General features: G+C 40.9%; 18 protein-coding genes. 8 read left to right on the top strand and 10 right to left on the bottom strand.

Features of this window, described 5'->3' with window-relative positions:
• Positions 1-7: 7 nt before the first annotated feature.
• Positions 8-493 carry an alpha/beta hydrolase gene (locus tag Bealeia2_RS05810; protein ID WP_331256164.1) on the bottom strand — a complete coding sequence of 162 codons (486 nt, stop codon included), beginning with the start codon at positions 491-493 and terminating at the stop codon, positions 8-10.
• A 131-nt stretch (positions 494-624) separates the two neighbouring features.
• On the opposite strand from Bealeia2_RS05810, the gene Bealeia2_RS05805 reads away from it, so the two are divergent.
• Positions 625-1,956: an AmpG family muropeptide MFS transporter gene (locus Bealeia2_RS05805; RefSeq protein WP_331256163.1), complete on the top strand. Its 1,332-nt coding sequence runs from the start codon at positions 625-627 to the stop codon at positions 1,954-1,956.
• A gap of 44 nt (positions 1,957-2,000) precedes the next feature.
• On the opposite strand, the gene Bealeia2_RS05800 is transcribed toward Bealeia2_RS05805, so the two are convergent.
• Positions 2,001-2,879, bottom strand: a complete 879-nt coding sequence (locus tag Bealeia2_RS05800) for a hypothetical protein (RefSeq protein WP_331256162.1) — start codon at positions 2,877-2,879, stop codon at positions 2,001-2,003.
• Positions 2,880-3,236: 357 nt separating this feature from the next.
• On the bottom strand, positions 3,237-4,061 hold the full coding sequence (fabI, locus tag Bealeia2_RS05795) for an enoyl-ACP reductase FabI (protein WP_331256161.1): 825 nt from the start codon (positions 4,059-4,061) through the stop codon (positions 3,237-3,239).
• A gap of 193 nt (positions 4,062-4,254) precedes the next feature.
• Here fabI and Bealeia2_RS05790 point away from each other — a divergent pair, with 193 nt between their 5' ends.
• The 6 genes from Bealeia2_RS05790 to Bealeia2_RS05765 all read left to right on the top strand — a co-directional run bounded on the left by Bealeia2_RS05790 (position 4,255) and on the right by Bealeia2_RS05765 (position 9,052).
• On the top strand, positions 4,255-5,499 hold the full coding sequence (locus Bealeia2_RS05790) for a DNA-packaging protein (protein ID WP_331256160.1): 1,245 nt from the start codon (positions 4,255-4,257) through the stop codon (positions 5,497-5,499).
• A gap of 79 nt (positions 5,500-5,578) precedes the next feature.
• Entirely contained in the window at positions 5,579-5,998 is a 420-nt protein-coding gene (locus Bealeia2_RS05785) for a hypothetical protein (protein ID WP_331256159.1), read from the top strand.
• Between the two features lie 109 nt (positions 5,999-6,107).
• Positions 6,108-6,722: a hypothetical protein gene (locus Bealeia2_RS05780; RefSeq protein WP_331256158.1), complete on the top strand. Its 615-nt coding sequence runs from the start codon at positions 6,108-6,110 to the stop codon at positions 6,720-6,722.
• Between the two features lie 15 nt (positions 6,723-6,737).
• A complete protein-coding gene (locus tag Bealeia2_RS05775; RefSeq protein WP_331256157.1) occupies positions 6,738-7,277 on the top strand; it encodes a CDP-alcohol phosphatidyltransferase family protein in 540 nt (179 codons plus the stop codon).
• A complete protein-coding gene (locus Bealeia2_RS05770; RefSeq protein ID WP_331256156.1) occupies positions 7,278-8,381 on the top strand; it encodes an AI-2E family transporter in 1,104 nt (367 codons plus the stop codon). It abuts the gene before it with no gap.
• Positions 8,378-9,052: an HdaA/DnaA family protein gene (locus Bealeia2_RS05765; protein ID WP_331256155.1), complete on the top strand. Its 675-nt coding sequence runs from the start codon at positions 8,378-8,380 to the stop codon at positions 9,050-9,052. Before Bealeia2_RS05770 ends, Bealeia2_RS05765 begins: the two co-directional genes overlap by 4 nt.
• Positions 9,053-9,085: 33 nt before the next feature.
• Here Bealeia2_RS05765 and Bealeia2_RS05760 read toward each other — a convergent pair whose 3' ends face one another.
• The 5 genes from Bealeia2_RS05760 to Bealeia2_RS05740 form a co-directional block, all read right to left on the bottom strand.
• Positions 9,086-9,559 carry a DMT family transporter gene (locus tag Bealeia2_RS05760; protein WP_331256560.1) on the bottom strand — a complete coding sequence of 158 codons (474 nt, stop codon included), beginning with the start codon at positions 9,557-9,559 and terminating at the stop codon, positions 9,086-9,088.
• Positions 9,560-9,606: 47 nt separating this feature from the next.
• Positions 9,607-10,803 carry an RNA-guided endonuclease InsQ/TnpB family protein gene (locus Bealeia2_RS05755; protein WP_331255280.1) on the bottom strand — a complete coding sequence of 399 codons (1,197 nt, stop codon included), beginning with the start codon at positions 10,801-10,803 and terminating at the stop codon, positions 9,607-9,609.
• Entirely contained in the window at positions 10,787-11,410 is a 624-nt protein-coding gene (locus tag Bealeia2_RS05750) for an IS607 family transposase (RefSeq protein WP_331255279.1), read from the bottom strand. The genes Bealeia2_RS05755 and Bealeia2_RS05750 overlap by 17 nt, the downstream gene beginning before the upstream one ends.
• Positions 11,411-11,443: 33 nt before the next feature.
• The gene (locus Bealeia2_RS05745) at positions 11,444-11,893 is read right to left on the bottom strand and encodes an EamA family transporter (RefSeq protein WP_331256154.1); all 450 of its coding nucleotides are present in this window, start codon (positions 11,891-11,893) and stop codon (positions 11,444-11,446) included.
• A gap of 103 nt (positions 11,894-11,996) precedes the next feature.
• Complete coding sequence (locus tag Bealeia2_RS05740; RefSeq protein ID WP_331256153.1) at positions 11,997-12,650, bottom strand: COQ9 family protein; 654 nt, start codon at positions 12,648-12,650, stop codon at positions 11,997-11,999.
• A gap of 85 nt (positions 12,651-12,735) precedes the next feature.
• Here Bealeia2_RS05740 and rpsU point away from each other — a divergent pair, with 85 nt between their 5' ends.
• Positions 12,736-12,942: a 30S ribosomal protein S21 gene (rpsU, locus tag Bealeia2_RS05735; protein ID WP_331256152.1), complete on the top strand. Its 207-nt coding sequence runs from the start codon at positions 12,736-12,738 to the stop codon at positions 12,940-12,942.
• A gap of 56 nt (positions 12,943-12,998) precedes the next feature.
• Here the strand turns inward: rpsU and Bealeia2_RS05730 are convergent, their stop codons facing one another.
• Together Bealeia2_RS05730 and Bealeia2_RS05725 are read right to left on the bottom strand one after the other, a co-directional pair.
• A complete protein-coding gene (locus tag Bealeia2_RS05730) occupies positions 12,999-14,717 on the bottom strand; it encodes a hypothetical protein (protein WP_331256151.1) in 1,719 nt (572 codons plus the stop codon).
• The gene (locus tag Bealeia2_RS05725; RefSeq protein ID WP_331256150.1) at positions 14,704-16,521 is read right to left on the bottom strand and encodes a hypothetical protein; all 1,818 of its coding nucleotides are present in this window, start codon (positions 16,519-16,521) and stop codon (positions 14,704-14,706) included. The genes Bealeia2_RS05730 and Bealeia2_RS05725 overlap by 14 nt, the downstream gene beginning before the upstream one ends.
• Between the last annotated feature and the right edge of the window lie 65 nt (positions 16,522-16,586).

Raw genomic sequence — 16,586 nt, 5'->3', positions numbered from 1 at the left:
TTCTCATTTAATAAATATTCCCTCTCACCTTATCTCTTCTCTCTTCTCCTGCAAACTGCGTAACTCGTGTCAGATTTCGTTTTTGAAGTTCGTTGTCCAAAAAGGACATCACGCTCGGACGCAATTTCTCCAGTCTTTCTGCAAGAATGGGAATTTCTTTTTCCTGAATTTTTTGGAGGTTAATATTTTTGAGAGAAAACCACTGATAGTGATCAGATCCTTGTCCTTCATAAGGATCAACACCATTGGGAGCTATAAAATCAAGGTATGGAAACTCTTTTTGCCATGAGCTTGCCAAGGGAATGATATCCTTTCCACTTGCGCTATACCCATGAAAAATTACAACGAGCCCTTGAGCCTCTTTGCCTTCACGATGTGGGATTGTTGCACTTGTCCATACCGTCTTTTCATCTTTTTCATGTCCCGCAATAACGGTGTGTGAGAAGAGTCCCAAACACAATATTCCGATCAAAAATTGTGCAAATTTTGACATTGTGGTCTCTCTTGATGTTATTTTTTCTGAATAATTACACGATGTCTCTCGTGGGACAACGAGAAAGTAAGCATTTTCTTGAAATCAGCAAAGAGGGTGTATAGACTTACTGAAGTTTATTGATTGATTTTATGGATGATATGATCCTTAAAACCCGCGACCTCTGGAATTTACTCGACCGCCGCATTCTTGCGATTTTTTTCTTAGGAATTTCAAGTGGCTTGCCGTTTTTATTGACGCTTTCAACCCTTAGCTTTTGGTTGACGCAATCGGGCGTCTCGAAAACGGCCATCGGCATGTTTGTGGTCGTGACTATTCCTTACACCTTTAAGTTTCTCTGGGGGCCTCTTGTCGATCGATGGAACCTGCCCATTTTGGCAAATTTATTGGGAAAACGACGCAGTTGGGCGCTTATGGCGCAGATATTTTTGGTTTTGGCACTTATTGGTCTGGGGAGCACATCTCCCCATGAAAATCTTTTATTAACGGCGCTTATGGCTTTTTTGGTTGCCCTTTCATCAGCATGCCAAGACATTGTGGTCGAAGCTTATCGTATCGAAATTATAGACGAGGATCAGTACGGCGTTGCGGCCTCATCCACATACTTGGGATATCGTATTGGTATGTTAATTTCAGGCTATGGAGCTCTTTACTTGTCGACATTTCTCTCGTGGTCGGATGTTTACAATATAATGGCATTCTTTGTTGTCTTAGGTATGATTACTGTTTTTTTTGCGCCACGCACGCGCATTATGGTGGCAAGCGCCTCTCCTCATCCTAAGCTTAAAAAAGAAATTTCATCTTCTGATATTTCTGCCCGTTTTTTCAATTGGCTCAAGTCCACATTTTGGCCACCCTTGCGGGAACTCATCCAAACGTACGATTGGCGTGTGGTTCTGGCTTTTATCTTCTTCTACAAAGTGGGAGACACCGTTCTTAATGTGATGAGCACCCCGTTTCTCATTGAAATTGGATATAGTACCCTTGAGATTGCCAATGTTGCCAAGCTTTTTGGAATCAGCGCGATGATTTTTGGTGGATTTTTAGGGGGATTTTTTCTGACGCGTTTTGGAATTTTTGCAAGCCTTATTCTTTGTGCAGCTCTTCAAATTCTCTCAAGTCTTATGTTTCTGGTGCAAGCCCTTGTGGGCTATAATTTAGGTGTTTTGACGATTACAATTGGGGTTGAGAATTTTACTTGTGGTCTTGGGGCTGCAGCCTATATTGCCTATCTTTCAAGTATGTGCAGCGCACCCAATACGGCTACCCATTTTGCGCTTTTATCCTCGTTTGGATCTTTAGCGCGGATCGTACTTTCGATTGCGGCGGGATGGCTTGCAGATCAAATGAGCTGGTCCCAGTTTTACCTCTTCACAGCCTTGGCTTCAGTTCCCTGTATGATGCTTCTTGCGCATTCCGCGCGGCACTTCACGCCCCTGGGCGCAGCTCATGAGCGGGTTTAAGACTGTGCGAAGGCTGTTCCCAGCCTTCGCATCAGAAATGTATGTTATTTTGTTCTCCAACTATCAAGGGCGTTGTCGATATGTGGAATTTCATCAGTATCCAAAAAGAAAGGGGTCTTCTTTTTAAAATCTTCTTTAACTTTCTTAGATTTATTTTCAAGTTCATCTTTAATGGAGCTCATAGCCTCCAAAGACGGAGCTGCTTTCCTATGATCCTCAAACTTTGGAAGCGTTTCCATTTCATGCGTAATCAACTCATAAAACTTAACTTCACCCCATTTTTGGTCCATCATTTTTGAGCCTTCTAAAACTTTAGAAAGAACTTGAATTGCATTCTGTTCGGAAGAGAAAAAACGAATACGATTATAGTGTGTAATTATATTTTCATAAACTCCCAGACATTCTTTGTAATCTTTTAAAGCGACATAATGAGAAAATCCTTCCTCGAGAGAGACTTTAATGCTCTTCATGTTTTTGAAAAAGAATGACTTCCAAAGATCATCTTTGTTTTTGAGATTGATCTTGGTTGGATTTTTAACAGCAAGATTAAAACAATCGTACCAAGACTTAGAATTCTTCATTTTTCCAAGATCAGGTAATTTCTGTAACGCACCTTGAAGGGTATGATTAGCATCATAAGTATCTGAATATTTTATGATATTTTTAAATGTTTGAGACGATGCATTCCATACTGTGTGTATCTGCGCCTCCAAATTTTCATTACTTTTCTTTTTCTTAAATGTATTTTCCTCTGACGAACTTCCCCCTGAGGAGTCATCTTGAATCTCTTGGATTTTTCGTTTTTTGGAGGGACTAGAATTTACAATATTCTTATCACTATCATTTGTCGCGGAGAGAGAATAAGCCATGGAAACTGCAATAAGCGCAGTGGTTAAAAGTAGGGCGGGTTTTGAAAACAACATGATTAACATCCTTTAAATAAAATATTATAAAATACTTATTGTAGTATTTTCTGAAAAATATGTAATGATTGCAATTAAAAAGATCAATAAATAATTTCATAAAAAATGATTTTTTATTTTAAGTTTTTGAAAAATTGAGAAATAAATGTGATTTGTATTTATATTATTTTGTATTGTGGATGCAGTTCGGAAAGAATTTAAATCACTTGAATTGAATTCTTGTTTTTTCTTTGAATTTGGAATCACCCCCGCGTCTGCAGGGGTGTCATGTTTTTGCTGTGTTAACTGTTTTTTGTAAATGGAATTATGGCGTGTGCTTTAACGCCTTAGATTGCTTCATTTTTCGAGGATGGCGAACTATACCAATGCAATGTCCGGAGCATCAATAGCCTTCATTCCCACCACATTGTAGCCACAATCCACATAGTGGATTTCACCGGTAACACCACTGGAAAGATCGCTCAAAAGATAAAGCCCTGCGCCACCCACATCTTCAGAGGTGATGTTGCGCTTTAAAGGTGAGTTGTATTGATTCCACTTGAGGATATAACGGAAATCTCCAATGCCTGAGGCTGCCAACGTTTTCATCGGCCCTGCAGAAATGGCATTCACGCGGATATTGCGATCACCCAAATCAACGGCGAGATATTTTACGCTAGCTTCAAGGGCGGCTTTGGCAAGGCCCATAACATTATAATGGGGCATGACTTTTTCAGCGCCATAATAGGTCAGAGTTAAAAGACTTCCGCCGTCGCGCATCATTTTAGTGGCTTCCCGGGCGATTTCCGTGAAGGAATAGCAAGAAATATCCATAGCCATATTAAAATTCTTGCGGCTTACGTCAATGTATTTGCCTTTGAGCTCTTCTTTATCCGAATATCCAATGGCATGAACGACGAAGTCGATTTCATCCCACGTTTTACGAAGTTCTTGAAAAGTTTCTGCAATTCCATTTTCGTCCGCAACGTCACAAGGAATAAGAATTGAAGAACCCACAGATTCCGCCAAAGGGGCGACGCGCTTTTTCAAGACATCGCCTTGATAGGTAAAAGCCAAATCTGCACCGTGAGCGGCTGCGTACCTGGCGATGGCCCAGGCCAAAGAGTGGTCGTTGGCGACCCCCATAATTAAACCGCGTTTACCCGCCATTAAAGAATGAGATTGTGAATGAGATTGTGTCATTAAAAAAACTCCTTTAAGAAAAAATTACCTTTCAGATGCTGTTTTTATTGGATTTCGTCAAGTCTTAATTGCCCATTTGAGGCTCTTTCCTTGCATTTTGATCATTTTTATGAGATGCTCATCCTCTCAGCGCGTCTTAGGAAGGTGGAACATGACCCTAAGAAAAACTGCGCTATTATCGTCTTTGCTAAACTTGTTTATCAAATACCATACTCTCAAGAAAAATGTACAAGAAAAATTTAACTGGGTACGGCATGCGCGACCCTCGCAGCGTATTCCCAAAGGTCTTTGGCGAACGTGGTTGATTTTAGCTGGTCGTGGATTTGGAAAAACCAGAACGGGGGCGGAGACTTTAAAGCGCTGGGTTCAAGAGGGGAAAGCCAAGCGCATTGCGCTGGTGGGTGAAACCGCTCATGACGTGAGACATGTCATGATCGAAGGATCCTCAGGACTTTTTTCCGTTTATCCCAGTTGGGAAAGGCCTCATTATGAATCGTCAAAGCGCCTTTTGACGTGGCCCAATGGGAGCGTTGCCCAAACCTTTAGTGGGGACACTCCTTGTCAACTACGGGGACCTCAGTTTGATGCTGCGTGGGTCGATGAATTGGCAAAGTTTAAAAATCCAGAAAAAACTTGGAATCAGCTCATGATGGGGCTCCGCTTGGGCGACAACCCTCGTGCCATTATCACAACAACACCAAGGCCTTTAAAACTTTTAAAAACACTTATAGCAAGCCCCGCGGTGCATGTGACACGCGGATCTACGTTTGAGAATGAAGCCCATTTAGCGACAGGGTTTCTTGAGGAAATGCAGGCGTGTTACTCGGAGACGCGTCTGGGTCTTCAAGAGCTTTATGCGGAGCTTTTGGAAAATGAACGGGGTGCCTTGTGGCGACAAGAGATGATTCAAGGTGCGCATGACGCATCCCCAAGTCTGCCTTTTACCCGTATTGTGGTCGCTCTGGATCCGGCCGTGACCTCAAAGTCGAGAAGTGATGAGACGGGAATCATTGTGGCAGGACTCGATCAAGAGGGCAGGGGGGTGGTTTTGGAAGATCTTTCAATGAAGGGAAGTCCCAGCCAATGGATTCAAGTGGCCATTGCTGCCTATGATCGCTTTCAAGCCGACCGCATTGTGGCAGAAGTCAATCAAGGAGGTGATATGGTTGAAGATATGCTTCGCGCCCAAGACTCCCGGGTGAGCTTTAAAGCGGTAAGGGCAACCCGCGGAAAAGCCATCCGGGCTGAACCCATAGCAGCCCTTTACGAGCGAGGTAAAATCCTTCACGCCAAAGTATTTCCGACCCTTGAGGCACAGCTGATAGGATATCTCCCTCAATCAACAAAAAAATCCCCCGATCGCATGGATGCCCTTGTTTGGGCTATGACGGAATTAATGTTGGGGAACGCCGCAAACCACCCCGAATGGTGGCGATGAAATGTGTGGCAGTCTTTATAAATTGTTAACCAGAAGCGTGGTATAAAAAGTGTATGCCTATAATTTAGGGAGATCCAGCATGTTGAAGCATTTTTTATTTTTAGCCATAACGTTTTCGTCGTTTTCAGCGTGTGCTGATTTAGCATTTTATGCTGATAATCAGACAAAAAAGACAATAAATATAAGCGTGCAAACTTTGATTGGATCGTGCCCATTGAGCTCAGGCTGGATGGATTTTAAACCTCAAACAAAGTTAACTTCTCCTTTTTATAAAACGAGTTTTGGAATGTGTTCTGCGGAATTTTTAAGGCCGTCTAAATGGGTTTTATATGTTGATGACTATAACGATGCGCAACAGAATAAAGAAGTGAATTTAGGTAAAAATTGTGTAAAGGCTCAGGTCACTATTAGGGATCCAGGCCCTAAAGATAAAGATGGAAATCCCATTTTAGATTTGGAGTGTATTGATACCGCCGTTCAAAAGTCAATCCGGCGTTGATTGGAGAATAGAGTTACAGAAGTGGGGACAAATTTTGGGATTCTCTGGAAATTTTTTAAAAGCCAGGATAGAGTAAATCTTATAAAGTAGAAAATTCTGAGGATCATCCATGAAAAAAGTGTTGTTATTGATAGTTTTGGCCCTCTTCATTGCGTATGATTTGAGCGCACAAGGGGATTCATATTTTGTGACGGGCATTAAAGTCTCAGCTACGGCGGATTCGGCTGCCAAAGCCCGGGAAGATGCCATTAATCAGGGGTATGCTTTGGCATATCAAAAACTCATCAGTAATATGGGTGATCTTGGCCAGGCTACCCGTGCAGATGTTCCTCCTCTTGAGTCGCTCATGAGTATGGTGGCTGATTTTTCTATTGATCAGGAAAAAAATACGTCTGTTAGTTATACGGCCTCTTTAAGTTTTCAATTTGACCCCGCGCCTACAAATGCTTGGATCTCAGCAACTTCGGCGCCTGCAAATCTATTGTCTCAAACTCTTGATCCTTTGGGGGCAACAGAGGGAAAAGTTACTGTTTTTATACCCATTACTGGACTTCAGGATTTAAAGAATAAAACAGGATTACTTCAAAAAATTTGTCATACTCGAAATATTACCCTCCAGCAAATGACCCATCAAGGGGCACTTTTGACAATTTATACAACGCTCCCTCTTGAGAAAATTCAGGCCGGGGCCCAAGATCATAATCTTCCGATTGTGTTTCAGTAAATTTAAGGATATTTCGTGAACCTGCCCAATTTCATCACCTTGGCCCGACTGTTATCCGTTCCCGTTATTGTCTGGCTTATTTTACTTCATGAGCAATCTTTAGCGTTTATCATTTTCCTCATCGCCAGCATTTCGGATGCCTTGGATGGGTTTTTGGCGCGTATTTTAAAGGAACGAACAACCCTTGGGGCTTATCTTGATCCTATTGCTGACAAAGCCTTACTCGTAGGCGTTTATGCGGCATTGGGGAATGAACACCTTATTCCTCTTTGGGTTGTGATTTTAGTAATTTTCAGAGACACCATTATTATTGGGGGTATAATTTTGCTGGGGCTGCTTTCAAAGACTTTTAAAATGGAGCCTTTTTTAATCTCAAAAATCAATACGACGATCCAGCTTCTTTATATTGTTTATGTTCTTTCTCCACTTCCTGCTATAATCGGTATACCAATTCTGGGGGAAATGATCGCGTGGACGGTTGGAATTACGACGCTGATTTCTGGTGCCAGTTACGTTAAAGTGGGACTTGAGATTTTAACCCGTGAGGATGTCTAAATGATGCTTTCAGATCGTGCTCGGAATAAATGGCTTTGGATCGGGATTATAGGTGCATTTTCTCTATTTATTTATGAGATTCGTCCAATTCTTCTGCCATTTATCACAAGTTTTATCGTGGCCTATGCCTTAAGTCCTCTCATTTCAAAATTAGAATTCTATAAAATCAACCGTGGTTTGGGGGCTCTTCTTTTGGTGGGGGCCTTTTTTGTCTTTCTGGCGACTCTTCTTTTTATGGCAATTCCGTTTTTGCAGACAGAACTCACTTTCTTGGTTTCAAAATTACCCACATATGGAAACCGTTTGATGACATTCCTTAAGCCCATTATTGATGATCTGGCCATTTACATTAAGCCCACAGATCTTGAACGACTCCAATCAACTGCCAGTGAGTATTTAATGGATATCGTCAGATGGTTGCTTCGCGCCATTGTAAGCGTACTCACCAGTGGTTTAGCCCTTGCCAATCTCATTTCTTTGATCGTAATCACACCCATCGTTTCGTTTTATTTTTTGCGGGATTGGAACAAAATGTCGGGAGCAATTGATTCTCTTTTGCCACTTCAAAATGCCCCCAAGATTCGAAATCTCTTGAATGAGATCGATGAAACTATCGGGGGATATGCCCGTGGACAAGGCCTTGTTTGCCTCACGCTCGGTGTTTATTACGCAACGATGCTCTCCATTGCAGGGCTGGATTTCAGTGTCATGGTGGGAACCATCATTGGTTGTGTGGCCTTTATTCCTTATGTCGGAGCCTTCATCGGTTTTGTTTTGAGTTTGGGGATTGCCTTTTCTCAGTTCAACGATTGGTCCTCCATTGGGCTGGTTGCTGGAATCTTTTTAGTGGGTCAAATTTTGGAAGGATATCTTCTTATTCCACGCTTCGTGGGTGATCGGGTCGGCCTTCATCCTGTTTGGGTTATTTTTGCCATTTTGGCAGGCGGCGTTCTTTATGGATTCATCGGTGTTTTGATTGCCCTGCCCATGGCTGCAGCCTTAGGGGTTGTTGTGCGTTTTTCTATTCAAGAATACAAAACCAGCCTCCTTTATAAGGGACTTACGACCGTAAAGTCGAAGAAGGCATCAGAAAAAACCTTATGAATCCTCACCAATTTCTCCTTCCCCTCACTCTTCATCCCTCTTTTGAAATGGGGGATTTCATTGTGTCATCATCCAATGAAGAAGCCCTCTCTTGGCTTGGGAAATGGCCTGAATGGCCCTCCCGTACACTCTTGATTTATGGCAGTCAAGGTTCTGGGAAATCACATCTGGCCTCCATTTGGAAATCCAATGCCCGTCTTTTGAGGCCTGAGGAAATTACGGTTGAGACTCTTGAGGTGATTCTGACAAAATCACAAAACCACTTCATCCTTGATAATGCAGAATACGTTAAAGATGAAGAAGCCCTTTTTCATTTTTTAAATGCGACACGCCAGGGTGATGGGTCCTTATTATTATTGAGTCAAACTCCGCCGAGGGAGTGGGGACTCACATTGCCGGATTTACAATCTCGATTGAACGCACTCATAGCTGTGGGCATTCAAGAACCCGATGATCATTTGATGCGTGGGTTGATTAAAAAGTACGCCTTAGACCAACAAATCCCCTTGTCTGTAGATGTTTTGAATTATCTTTTTCATCATCTTCCCCGTAGTTATCAGGGGCTTTGGGCAAGTCTTGAATATATCAATGCTGAAGCCCTTCGGAAAAAACGTGGCATTACCATTCCCCTCGTGAGAGAGGCGCTTTTGGAGCACACGCTAATTATTTAACTTTTTAATACCTTTTCCAACGGTCTCACTCTCTTAGTTCTCGATCGTGTCTTCCAGCTTGGTGTTGGTTTTAATTTCACTTAGTTTTGTGATGATAATTCCTGAAAGAATCACGATGCCACCGAGCATTTTCCAGAATGTGAGACTTTCCCCAAAAATGGCCCAGGCGAGCAATGTCGAAATTACGGGCACAAATGTGATCATGATTGCAGAAAAGGGAGCGGAAAAATAACGCATGGCATAGCTCAGCATTCCCTGGCCCAAAATTTGACCGACCAAAGCGAGAGAGATTAAAATGGCCCAGCCGTAAAAACTCTGCGGTACAATTTGTGTTTCCGTTGTGAAGGCAAAAATCGCCAAGACATAAACGCTGGCCATTCCGCCCCAAGCCAAAATGGTGACGGCGGAAAAACGATCGCGCAGCTTTTTCACGCTCAATAAATAAGCAGAATAAAACACCGCAGACATAAGTGCCTGAAGGTCTCCTTTTGTATTTTCAAAATTGATATGCCGCTCTTACAAACTTATCCAAACCTAACCATATTTTACTAAAGTTACGCATGGTGTTGTATTCCTGATTCAACGCAGGTAGTTTCACTTATTTGACGAGCAAATGAGCCAGAGCTTCCCACTCCACAGGCATAAGTTTCGGGCGAGCTGCCCGTACATAAACGTTGTAAATTAAGGGCTGCATTCACATCTCTGTCATGAGATTGGTTGCAATGTGGACACGTCCAATGTCTCTCCGACAACTTTAAATCCGCATAAACACATCCGCAGCTATGGCAGAGCTTGCTTGACGGAAAGAACCGATCAGCAACAAAAATTTGAGCATTATAGAGACCTGCCTTATATTCCAATTGACGCCTGAATTCATAAAAAGACTGATCTAAAATATGTCGAGCTAATTTTCTGTTCGCTGACATACCTTTGACATTTAGGTTTTCAATGCCAATTTCATGATGATTCAGGACAATATCGGTTGTTGCCTTATGGAGATAATCACGTCTGATATTAGCGATTCGGGCGTGAAGACGTGCCAGTTTTTGAGTATGCTTTTTAAAATTCATACTCTTTTTATCTTTACGAGATAGCTGTCGAGAAGATCGTTTTAACTTCTTCAGCAAAGCGGTATGTGCCTTTGCTCCCTCAACAACCATGCCATTGGATAAAGTTGCCAGTTTTGTAATACCCAAATCCACACCCACAATACCTTGGTTCTTGCGTACATGAGGCAGTTTGTCTATTTCAACACTGATGGATGCAAACCATCGGTCTGCAACTCTTGAGATCGTCAAGGATTTTATTTGTCCTTGAAATCTCAAATTCTCTGTTATTTTGACCCATCCCAAACAAGGAATTTGAATCTTTTTACCTGTCACACGAATGGCAGACTCTCCTTTTTGGGGCGGACCATTGTCCGCTCTAAAGCTATCCCTGATTCCTTTCTTTTTAAACTTGGGATATCCTCCCTGTTTGCGGAAAAAGCGGTTAAAAGCTGATCCTAAATTTTTGATGGCTTGTTGAGGGGCATTTTTAGTGACCTCTTGCATCCAAGGATATTCTTCCGCCTTACAAGCATTGAGAAGTTTACGCAGGCTTATTTCTGTAGGCTTCTCACCATTCTGGTATTGTTTCTTCCATTGATCTAAAGCCCAATTATAAGCAAAGCGTGCAACACCGCAGGCTTTTCTAAAATAAGTCGCCTGCTTATTATTTGGCTTCAATTCTACTTTATGAACTAACAGCATCGTAGGCTTCTTTCAGACCTTCCAATAATTTCTTGTTCTTTTTACTTCTCGCACCATACAATCTGGCCGAAAAAACAGTGATAATTTCCAACACATCTTTGGCGAGTTCCTCTTCAAAAGAGGGTTCTTTCCCTTGATTGATAATCACAACTTCTACCTGATTCATCTCACAAATGGAAAAGATTAATTCTGCTCCAAATCTTAACAGCCTGTCTTTATGGGTTAAAACCAATCGACCTGCTTCTCTGTCTAAAATGGCACTAATCAGGATCTTCAGACCCTTTTTGTTGTAATTCATACCACTGCCAAGATCCGCAATGGTCTCAAACTTCCAACCTTGAGCTGCACAATACATCTCAAGGACTTGTTTTTGTCTTTCCAAATCCTGCCGTTGATCGTGACTGGAAACACGAGCATAGCAAAGCGTTTTTCTATCTATCTTTTCAGTGCGAACAAGATGAGGGCGCAAGGCAGATAAAGGATAACGTCTTTGTCCTCCCGCTGTTCTTTCGGGAACAAGGCGACTCTCTTTTTCCCATCGCCTTAATGTGCCATTTGACACTCCAAGAATACGACTGGCTTCTCTGATACTCAATAACTTATCCATAATTGGATAACTATATACAAGTTTAGATAGGTTTTAAAGAGCAGTTATTAACCCTCCATCGGTTACCAAAATGATGGCGCCAAGGCTTGCCACGAATATTCCCAAAACAGTAAAAGCTGTGATTTTTTCCTTCCAAATAAGCCACGCATAGAGTGCCACCAAAATGGCTGTGAGATTGTTCAAAAGCATGGAATTGGCAATATGCGTATTGTTCAAGGACCAATGCCAAAAAATAATATCAAGTCCCAAAAACGTGCCCGACAAGAAAAGAGAGATGTAATCTTTAATGCTTCTTGGCAGATGTTCAACTTTGGCGCCGGATTGCTCATGAATCATCCATCCCCACAAAAAAGGGAGCGCCAGGAAAAATCTGAAGAATCCTGTTGATATCACACCTACTTCGCTCAATTTGACAAAAATAGGAGAAAGAGAAATTCCTAAAATGGCCAAAGCTGCAGGAATATAATTTTTCATTTGAGTCATTTATGAACCAACACTATGATTTGAAAGACAATCTCCTTCATACTCTCATTTTTACCAAAAATCAATGTAGACTTTTTTCGGCAGTGTGTACTTAAAAAAGTAATCACGGCCGTAAGGCTCCAACCACTTCCCTCAGCCGATGTGCAAGGTCTTTTGTGCATGCCTGAGCTTTTTGAGGAAGCTTGGGTAATTCAAGCACAGTGTTAATACGCCTTTCAAGAAAGTCCCACGTCTTTTGATGATCAGGACTTTCGTCTTTCAACCAATAGAAGAGAGTTGAGGAATAAACGCCCCCTAGAAGCAGGCGCTTGGTGTAATAATTATAATCTGTTGATTTGTCCCCGGCCCAATACCAAATTTCATCTACGGTCTTGGCAGAAAGTCGCAACGCCAAGGGGATTTGTTGCGGCTTGGAAAAATAATAAAAGGCCTGGCGCGCTGCATCCTTGTGAGACTCCAAAAGTATCAGGCGCGTTTTCACAGCCAATGTAATTTTCTCACGAATTTTAAGGTGCGATGTGCCTTCCTTATTTAAAATTTTCAGCATCTCTTGATCAAGGGAGTTGCTCCAAAATTCAAGAAGATCGCGGACGCCTTCAGGGAAAAGGCGCCAGCTCCAGGACGGATCTTGGTTCATATCTTGAAGTGACTCAAGAATAAGAGGATCTTTCCATCCTAAAAAAGATACGTGAGACAAGGCTTTTTCTAAAATTTCGACTTTAAGAACGTTGCGATCGTAAAAAGGTGTGTCACCCATGATTTTTTCTTTCCTTTTGAAGAAAGGGCACGTATAGTGCGCTCCTAATCTTAATTCTAGCCATGTGGGAAGGAGGTGTAAAGATATGCAAGTTGTCGTTCGTGATAATAACGTCGATCAAGCGTTGCGCGTTCTCAAGAAGAAACTTCAACGTGAGGGTGTTTTCCGCGAGATGAAGCTTCGCCGCCATTACGAGAAGCCTTCGGTCAAACGTGCACGTCAAGCGGCTGAAGCCGTCCGTAGAACACGTAAGCTCGCACGTAAACGTGCTGAACGTGAAGGATCTGTATAAGATTCTTTGATCATCGCATTAAAAAGGCTCCTTTTGAGGGGCCTTTTTTTTTGACATTAATAAGAGAGGATTTCAATTGGATCGACGCGTCGTTGGGAAGATAAAGGCAGTTTCTGTTGTAACTTTTTGTTATCTTCACGGTCTTGGTTATACACATTTTCAAGGGTCACTAAATCTGCTTTAAGAGATGGGAGCACATCTTCAAGAGACTGGACAGCTTCATTGATGGCAAGGGTGAAATTTTCATCATGCTTTAAGGAAACGGTATCTGATATATTGCTTAATATAGTTTCTAGTTTTTTGATGAATCCTCTTTCATTTTCTTTTTTCGTTTTGAGATTGTTTTTTATTTTTTGATAATGTTCATTTGAAAGTGAGAGTTTATTTTGTGCATCGGCAAGCTCAATATCGACTGTCAGTATTCTTTCATTTACTGATTCAATTGATTTTCTCCATTCTTTACACTCCTCAGATTTAAGTTCCCATTCCCTAGATTTTTCAAAGAGTGTTTTTATATCAGTTTTGAATCTTTCGTGATCCGAACCAGAAAGAAGAGAAAGAATGAATTGATCATTTTGAAAAAATGAAGGAAGCAATTCATGAGCATTAAAAAGAGACTTAATGCGCTTTAAATTCGCTATTCTCTTATTGTTAAGTTTTTCTAAGTCATTCAATTTATGATTCATTTCTTCATCAAGACGATCTGCTTCTATTATATTTTCTTGGTTGCGTTTTATTTTTTCTTCGAGACAAGTAAGCTGGTTTAAAAGGTTTTTTCCTTCCGCTGCTTTTGTTTCAATTTGATTGTCAATTAAATTGAAAAATGTTTCCTCATTGTTTTCGAGTTCTATAAAAGCAGAATTCTCTTCCGTAAGCAAATCTGATCGTTCCTTACTTAAAGAAAATACTAGGTCGCTAATCGGTTTAAAGCGAATTTCAATTTCCTCAGGTTTTAATCCTGAGTATTGAGAAAGATTCTTAAAAATAGATGGCGTTATCTCGGCCCAGTGTTCTTTTTTTTCTTTAAGGCTCAATCCGATAAAATCAGAAATCTCATCTTTTGAAGCAATGAACGGGGTCAATAACGAGTGTATTTTTTCTGAAATTTCCCTGATTTTATAGGTAATATTTGTCGTTATTTCCTCTTTTTTTTCAATGAATAAACATTTTGCGTGTTCATATTTCAACGACAAATTTTCAATATCTAATTTTATTAGATTAATTTGCTTATTCAATTCACGTTTTTCAGATAGAAATTTTGTCTCAGAAGTGAATTCAGGTTTAAAAAGTTCATATGTACTCATTAAGCTCTTAATAGCTTCAGGATAATTATCAATTTCCTTTCGAATGGTTGTTGCAAGTGAGTTTAGACAAAAAATAATTCCATTTTTTGTGTTTTCGATTTGGTTTTCAATTCCTTGTAAAATCTCATCTAATTTTTTTGATTTTAAAGTCTTTAATTTATTTTCGGCAATTTTCTTCGTTTTTTCAATGGTCTGAATTATATCGTTTTGGTGCCGAGTTACATGATCTTTTAACTCTTTTAAGAGCACATCATTTGCATATGTTTTAAGACGTAAACGTCCATTTTTTAAAGTTTGCTCAAGCACATCTTTTATTTTTTCAAGGCTACTAAAATCAAACGATTCTATTTGGGGTGTTTTTGGTCTTTTTTCAGCCTCCTTCTCTTCAAAAGAAGGAAAAGTATCTGTTTTTAGAAGAGGGGAGGAAGGCTCTTCGCCCTCTTGAAAGCTAATAAGATCAGATAGTTGCAAGGGTGGCAGATTGAGAGTGTCCAGTGAAATTTGATTTGAATGGATGAGCGGTGAAGATATAAAATAGGACGTGCTGAGAGCCTGTGGTACATCTGAAGCCGTTGCTATGCTCCAGAGAGTAGGTGAAGGTAGTTTTTTTAAATTTAAAGGGGGCTATTTGTTTTTTAGGGTTCTTGAGAAATGTAACGTTTACTCTTTTTTTAATTTTAAAAGAATTCTTTTTTGTAAGAAGGGGTGGCGTAGAAAATGGGGTGGTGATCACAGGAGCTGAAATTAGGGTTGGCGTAAATGCGTCTATTTCATCAAAAAGACTCGTATCTAAATTTTCGAAAGGATTTTCTTCTTGTGCGGAAACCACGTTCGAAGGTGGGTTAGAAGATGGTAACGTAGTTGCATTGCTGTGGTTTGATACCAAAGTCGTTGTCGCACCGTTAAGAGTAGTTATTGTGGTAACAGTATTAGAATTAGAAGAGGTTACATTGAGAGGAACTGGTCTTGGCCTCAAATTACGTGGAGGTTTTGGTGCGGCAAATAAGTTATCGTCGAAGGCTTCCAAAGGATTGTCATCTTGGAGTGTTAGAGAAGTAGTTCCGTTCGAAGGCGCGTTAGAAGACGGTAACGTAGTTGCATTTCCAGAATTCGATACCAAAGTCGTTGTACTACTGTTAAGAGCATTTGGTGTAACGCCAGTATTAGAAATTGTTATTAGGCCAGCAGAAGGCAAGGCTGCATGGGGCGTAACCATGTTAGAGGATGTTGTCACTGTAGCATTATTAGGACCATTTGTTCCCGAAACTGCTCCTTCAAAAAGACTCGTATCTAAATTTTCGAAAGGATTTTCTTCCGCAAAAGAAGTTTGCAAGGAGACCTCTTCTGGGAGTTGGAGAGAGATAAATTTTACAAAACTTTCTTTTTCTAAAAAGTTCTTATAAAGGTTGGGAACACTTTCACTTCGCGCCCTTGTTGTGTGTGCATAGTTTTTAATACCCTGAGTTGGGGTTAGTTCCGCTGAAAAGGTCTCGGTAAAAGTGTGTTCCCCTGAAATGAACTTAGGAGGAGAAGTTAGGCTTCGTTTTCTGGCAAAAGGTCCATGTATATTTTTCTGTTTGTTTCCAGATAAAGAAGGGGGAGGCGGTAGTTCAATTGGTGGTTCAATTCGCACTTCACGATGGTTTGCTATCGGAGCATCTGAAGAAGAACTCAATACGGGAGAAAAGGTGTCCAAAAAATGAATTTCAGGAAGAGTTTTTATGATTTTTGGATAAGTTCCGAGTCCAGCTGAATGTTCATCAGATCGGTCTTTTTTTGCATCCCGCTCTGTACTTGCTTCAGAATGCATTTCTTCTTCGGGTTTACCTGCACCTTCTGTTTGAGAGGGCTCTCGTTTCTCATCAAGGCGTTCATCCCTGTTTAAATTCAATGAATGAATGTTTCTTTCGGTCTCTCTTTTCTTCTTCTCAGAAACATTTTTTAGAGGATGGACGTCTCCAAAGCCATTATTAAAACCGCCCTTTAAATTGGACACATATTTTGTGTCGGGGCCTAAAGGGACTTGATACAATAGAACCTCAAGTGAGGTCAAACTAGAGTGAGACTCGGCTTGTTTTTGAAGTCGAACTAGAGGGTTTTCTTCTGTTTTTGTAGGGATAGTTTTTATTCTAAACAAGAGCGTGCTGTCATGCTCAATGTTTGTGGGTGGGCTTGGAAATTGATTTTTTTCTGAGTAATAATTTCCCCCCGAACTCACGCCAACAATGGCGGCAGGGACCGTTAATAAATACCTCAGATCAAAACCTGCTGACATAACTCAAAAACCCATACTCAATTAATAAAAAAAATTATGGGCTATTCAATTGGGATTGCAAGGAA

The organism is Candidatus Bealeia paramacronuclearis (assembly GCF_035607555.1).
Lineage (GTDB): Bacteria > Pseudomonadota > Alphaproteobacteria > UBA9655 > UBA9655 > Bealeia > Bealeia paramacronuclearis.
The sequence above is the reverse complement of the archived record's forward strand: the minus strand, read 5'-3'. Positions and strand labels throughout refer to the sequence as shown.

Coding starts and splice junctions, on each gene's coding strand:
- fabI (WP_331256161.1), bottom strand. CDS start 4,061: ATGACACAATCTCATTCACAATCTCATTCTTTAATGGCGGGTAAACGC.
- Bealeia2_RS05725 (WP_331256150.1), bottom strand. CDS start 16,521: ATGTCAGCAGGTTTTGATCTGAGGTATTTATTAACGGTCCCTGCCGCC.
- Bealeia2_RS05750 (WP_331255279.1), bottom strand. CDS start 11,410: ATGGATAAGTTATTGAGTATCAGAGAAGCCAGTCGTATTCTTGGAGTG.
- Bealeia2_RS05745 (WP_331256154.1), bottom strand. CDS start 11,893: ATGACTCAAATGAAAAATTATATTCCTGCAGCTTTGGCCATTTTAGGA.
- Bealeia2_RS05810 (WP_331256164.1), bottom strand. CDS start 493: ATGTCAAAATTTGCACAATTTTTGATCGGAATATTGTGTTTGGGACTC.
- Bealeia2_RS05780 (WP_331256158.1), top strand. CDS start 6,108: ATGAAAAAAGTGTTGTTATTGATAGTTTTGGCCCTCTTCATTGCGTAT.
- Bealeia2_RS05740 (WP_331256153.1), bottom strand. CDS start 12,650: ATGGGTGACACACCTTTTTACGATCGCAACGTTCTTAAAGTCGAAATT.
- Bealeia2_RS05770 (WP_331256156.1), top strand. CDS start 7,278: ATGATGCTTTCAGATCGTGCTCGGAATAAATGGCTTTGGATCGGGATT.
- rpsU (WP_331256152.1), top strand. CDS start 12,736: ATGCAAGTTGTCGTTCGTGATAATAACGTCGATCAAGCGTTGCGCGTT.
- Bealeia2_RS05800 (WP_331256162.1), bottom strand. CDS start 2,879: ATGTTGTTTTCAAAACCCGCCCTACTTTTAACCACTGCGCTTATTGCA.
- Bealeia2_RS05805 (WP_331256163.1), top strand. CDS start 625: ATGGATGATATGATCCTTAAAACCCGCGACCTCTGGAATTTACTCGAC.
- Bealeia2_RS05755 (WP_331255280.1), bottom strand. CDS start 10,803: ATGCTGTTAGTTCATAAAGTAGAATTGAAGCCAAATAATAAGCAGGCG.
- Bealeia2_RS05785 (WP_331256159.1), top strand. CDS start 5,579: ATGTTGAAGCATTTTTTATTTTTAGCCATAACGTTTTCGTCGTTTTCA.
- Bealeia2_RS05765 (WP_331256155.1), top strand. CDS start 8,378: ATGAATCCTCACCAATTTCTCCTTCCCCTCACTCTTCATCCCTCTTTT.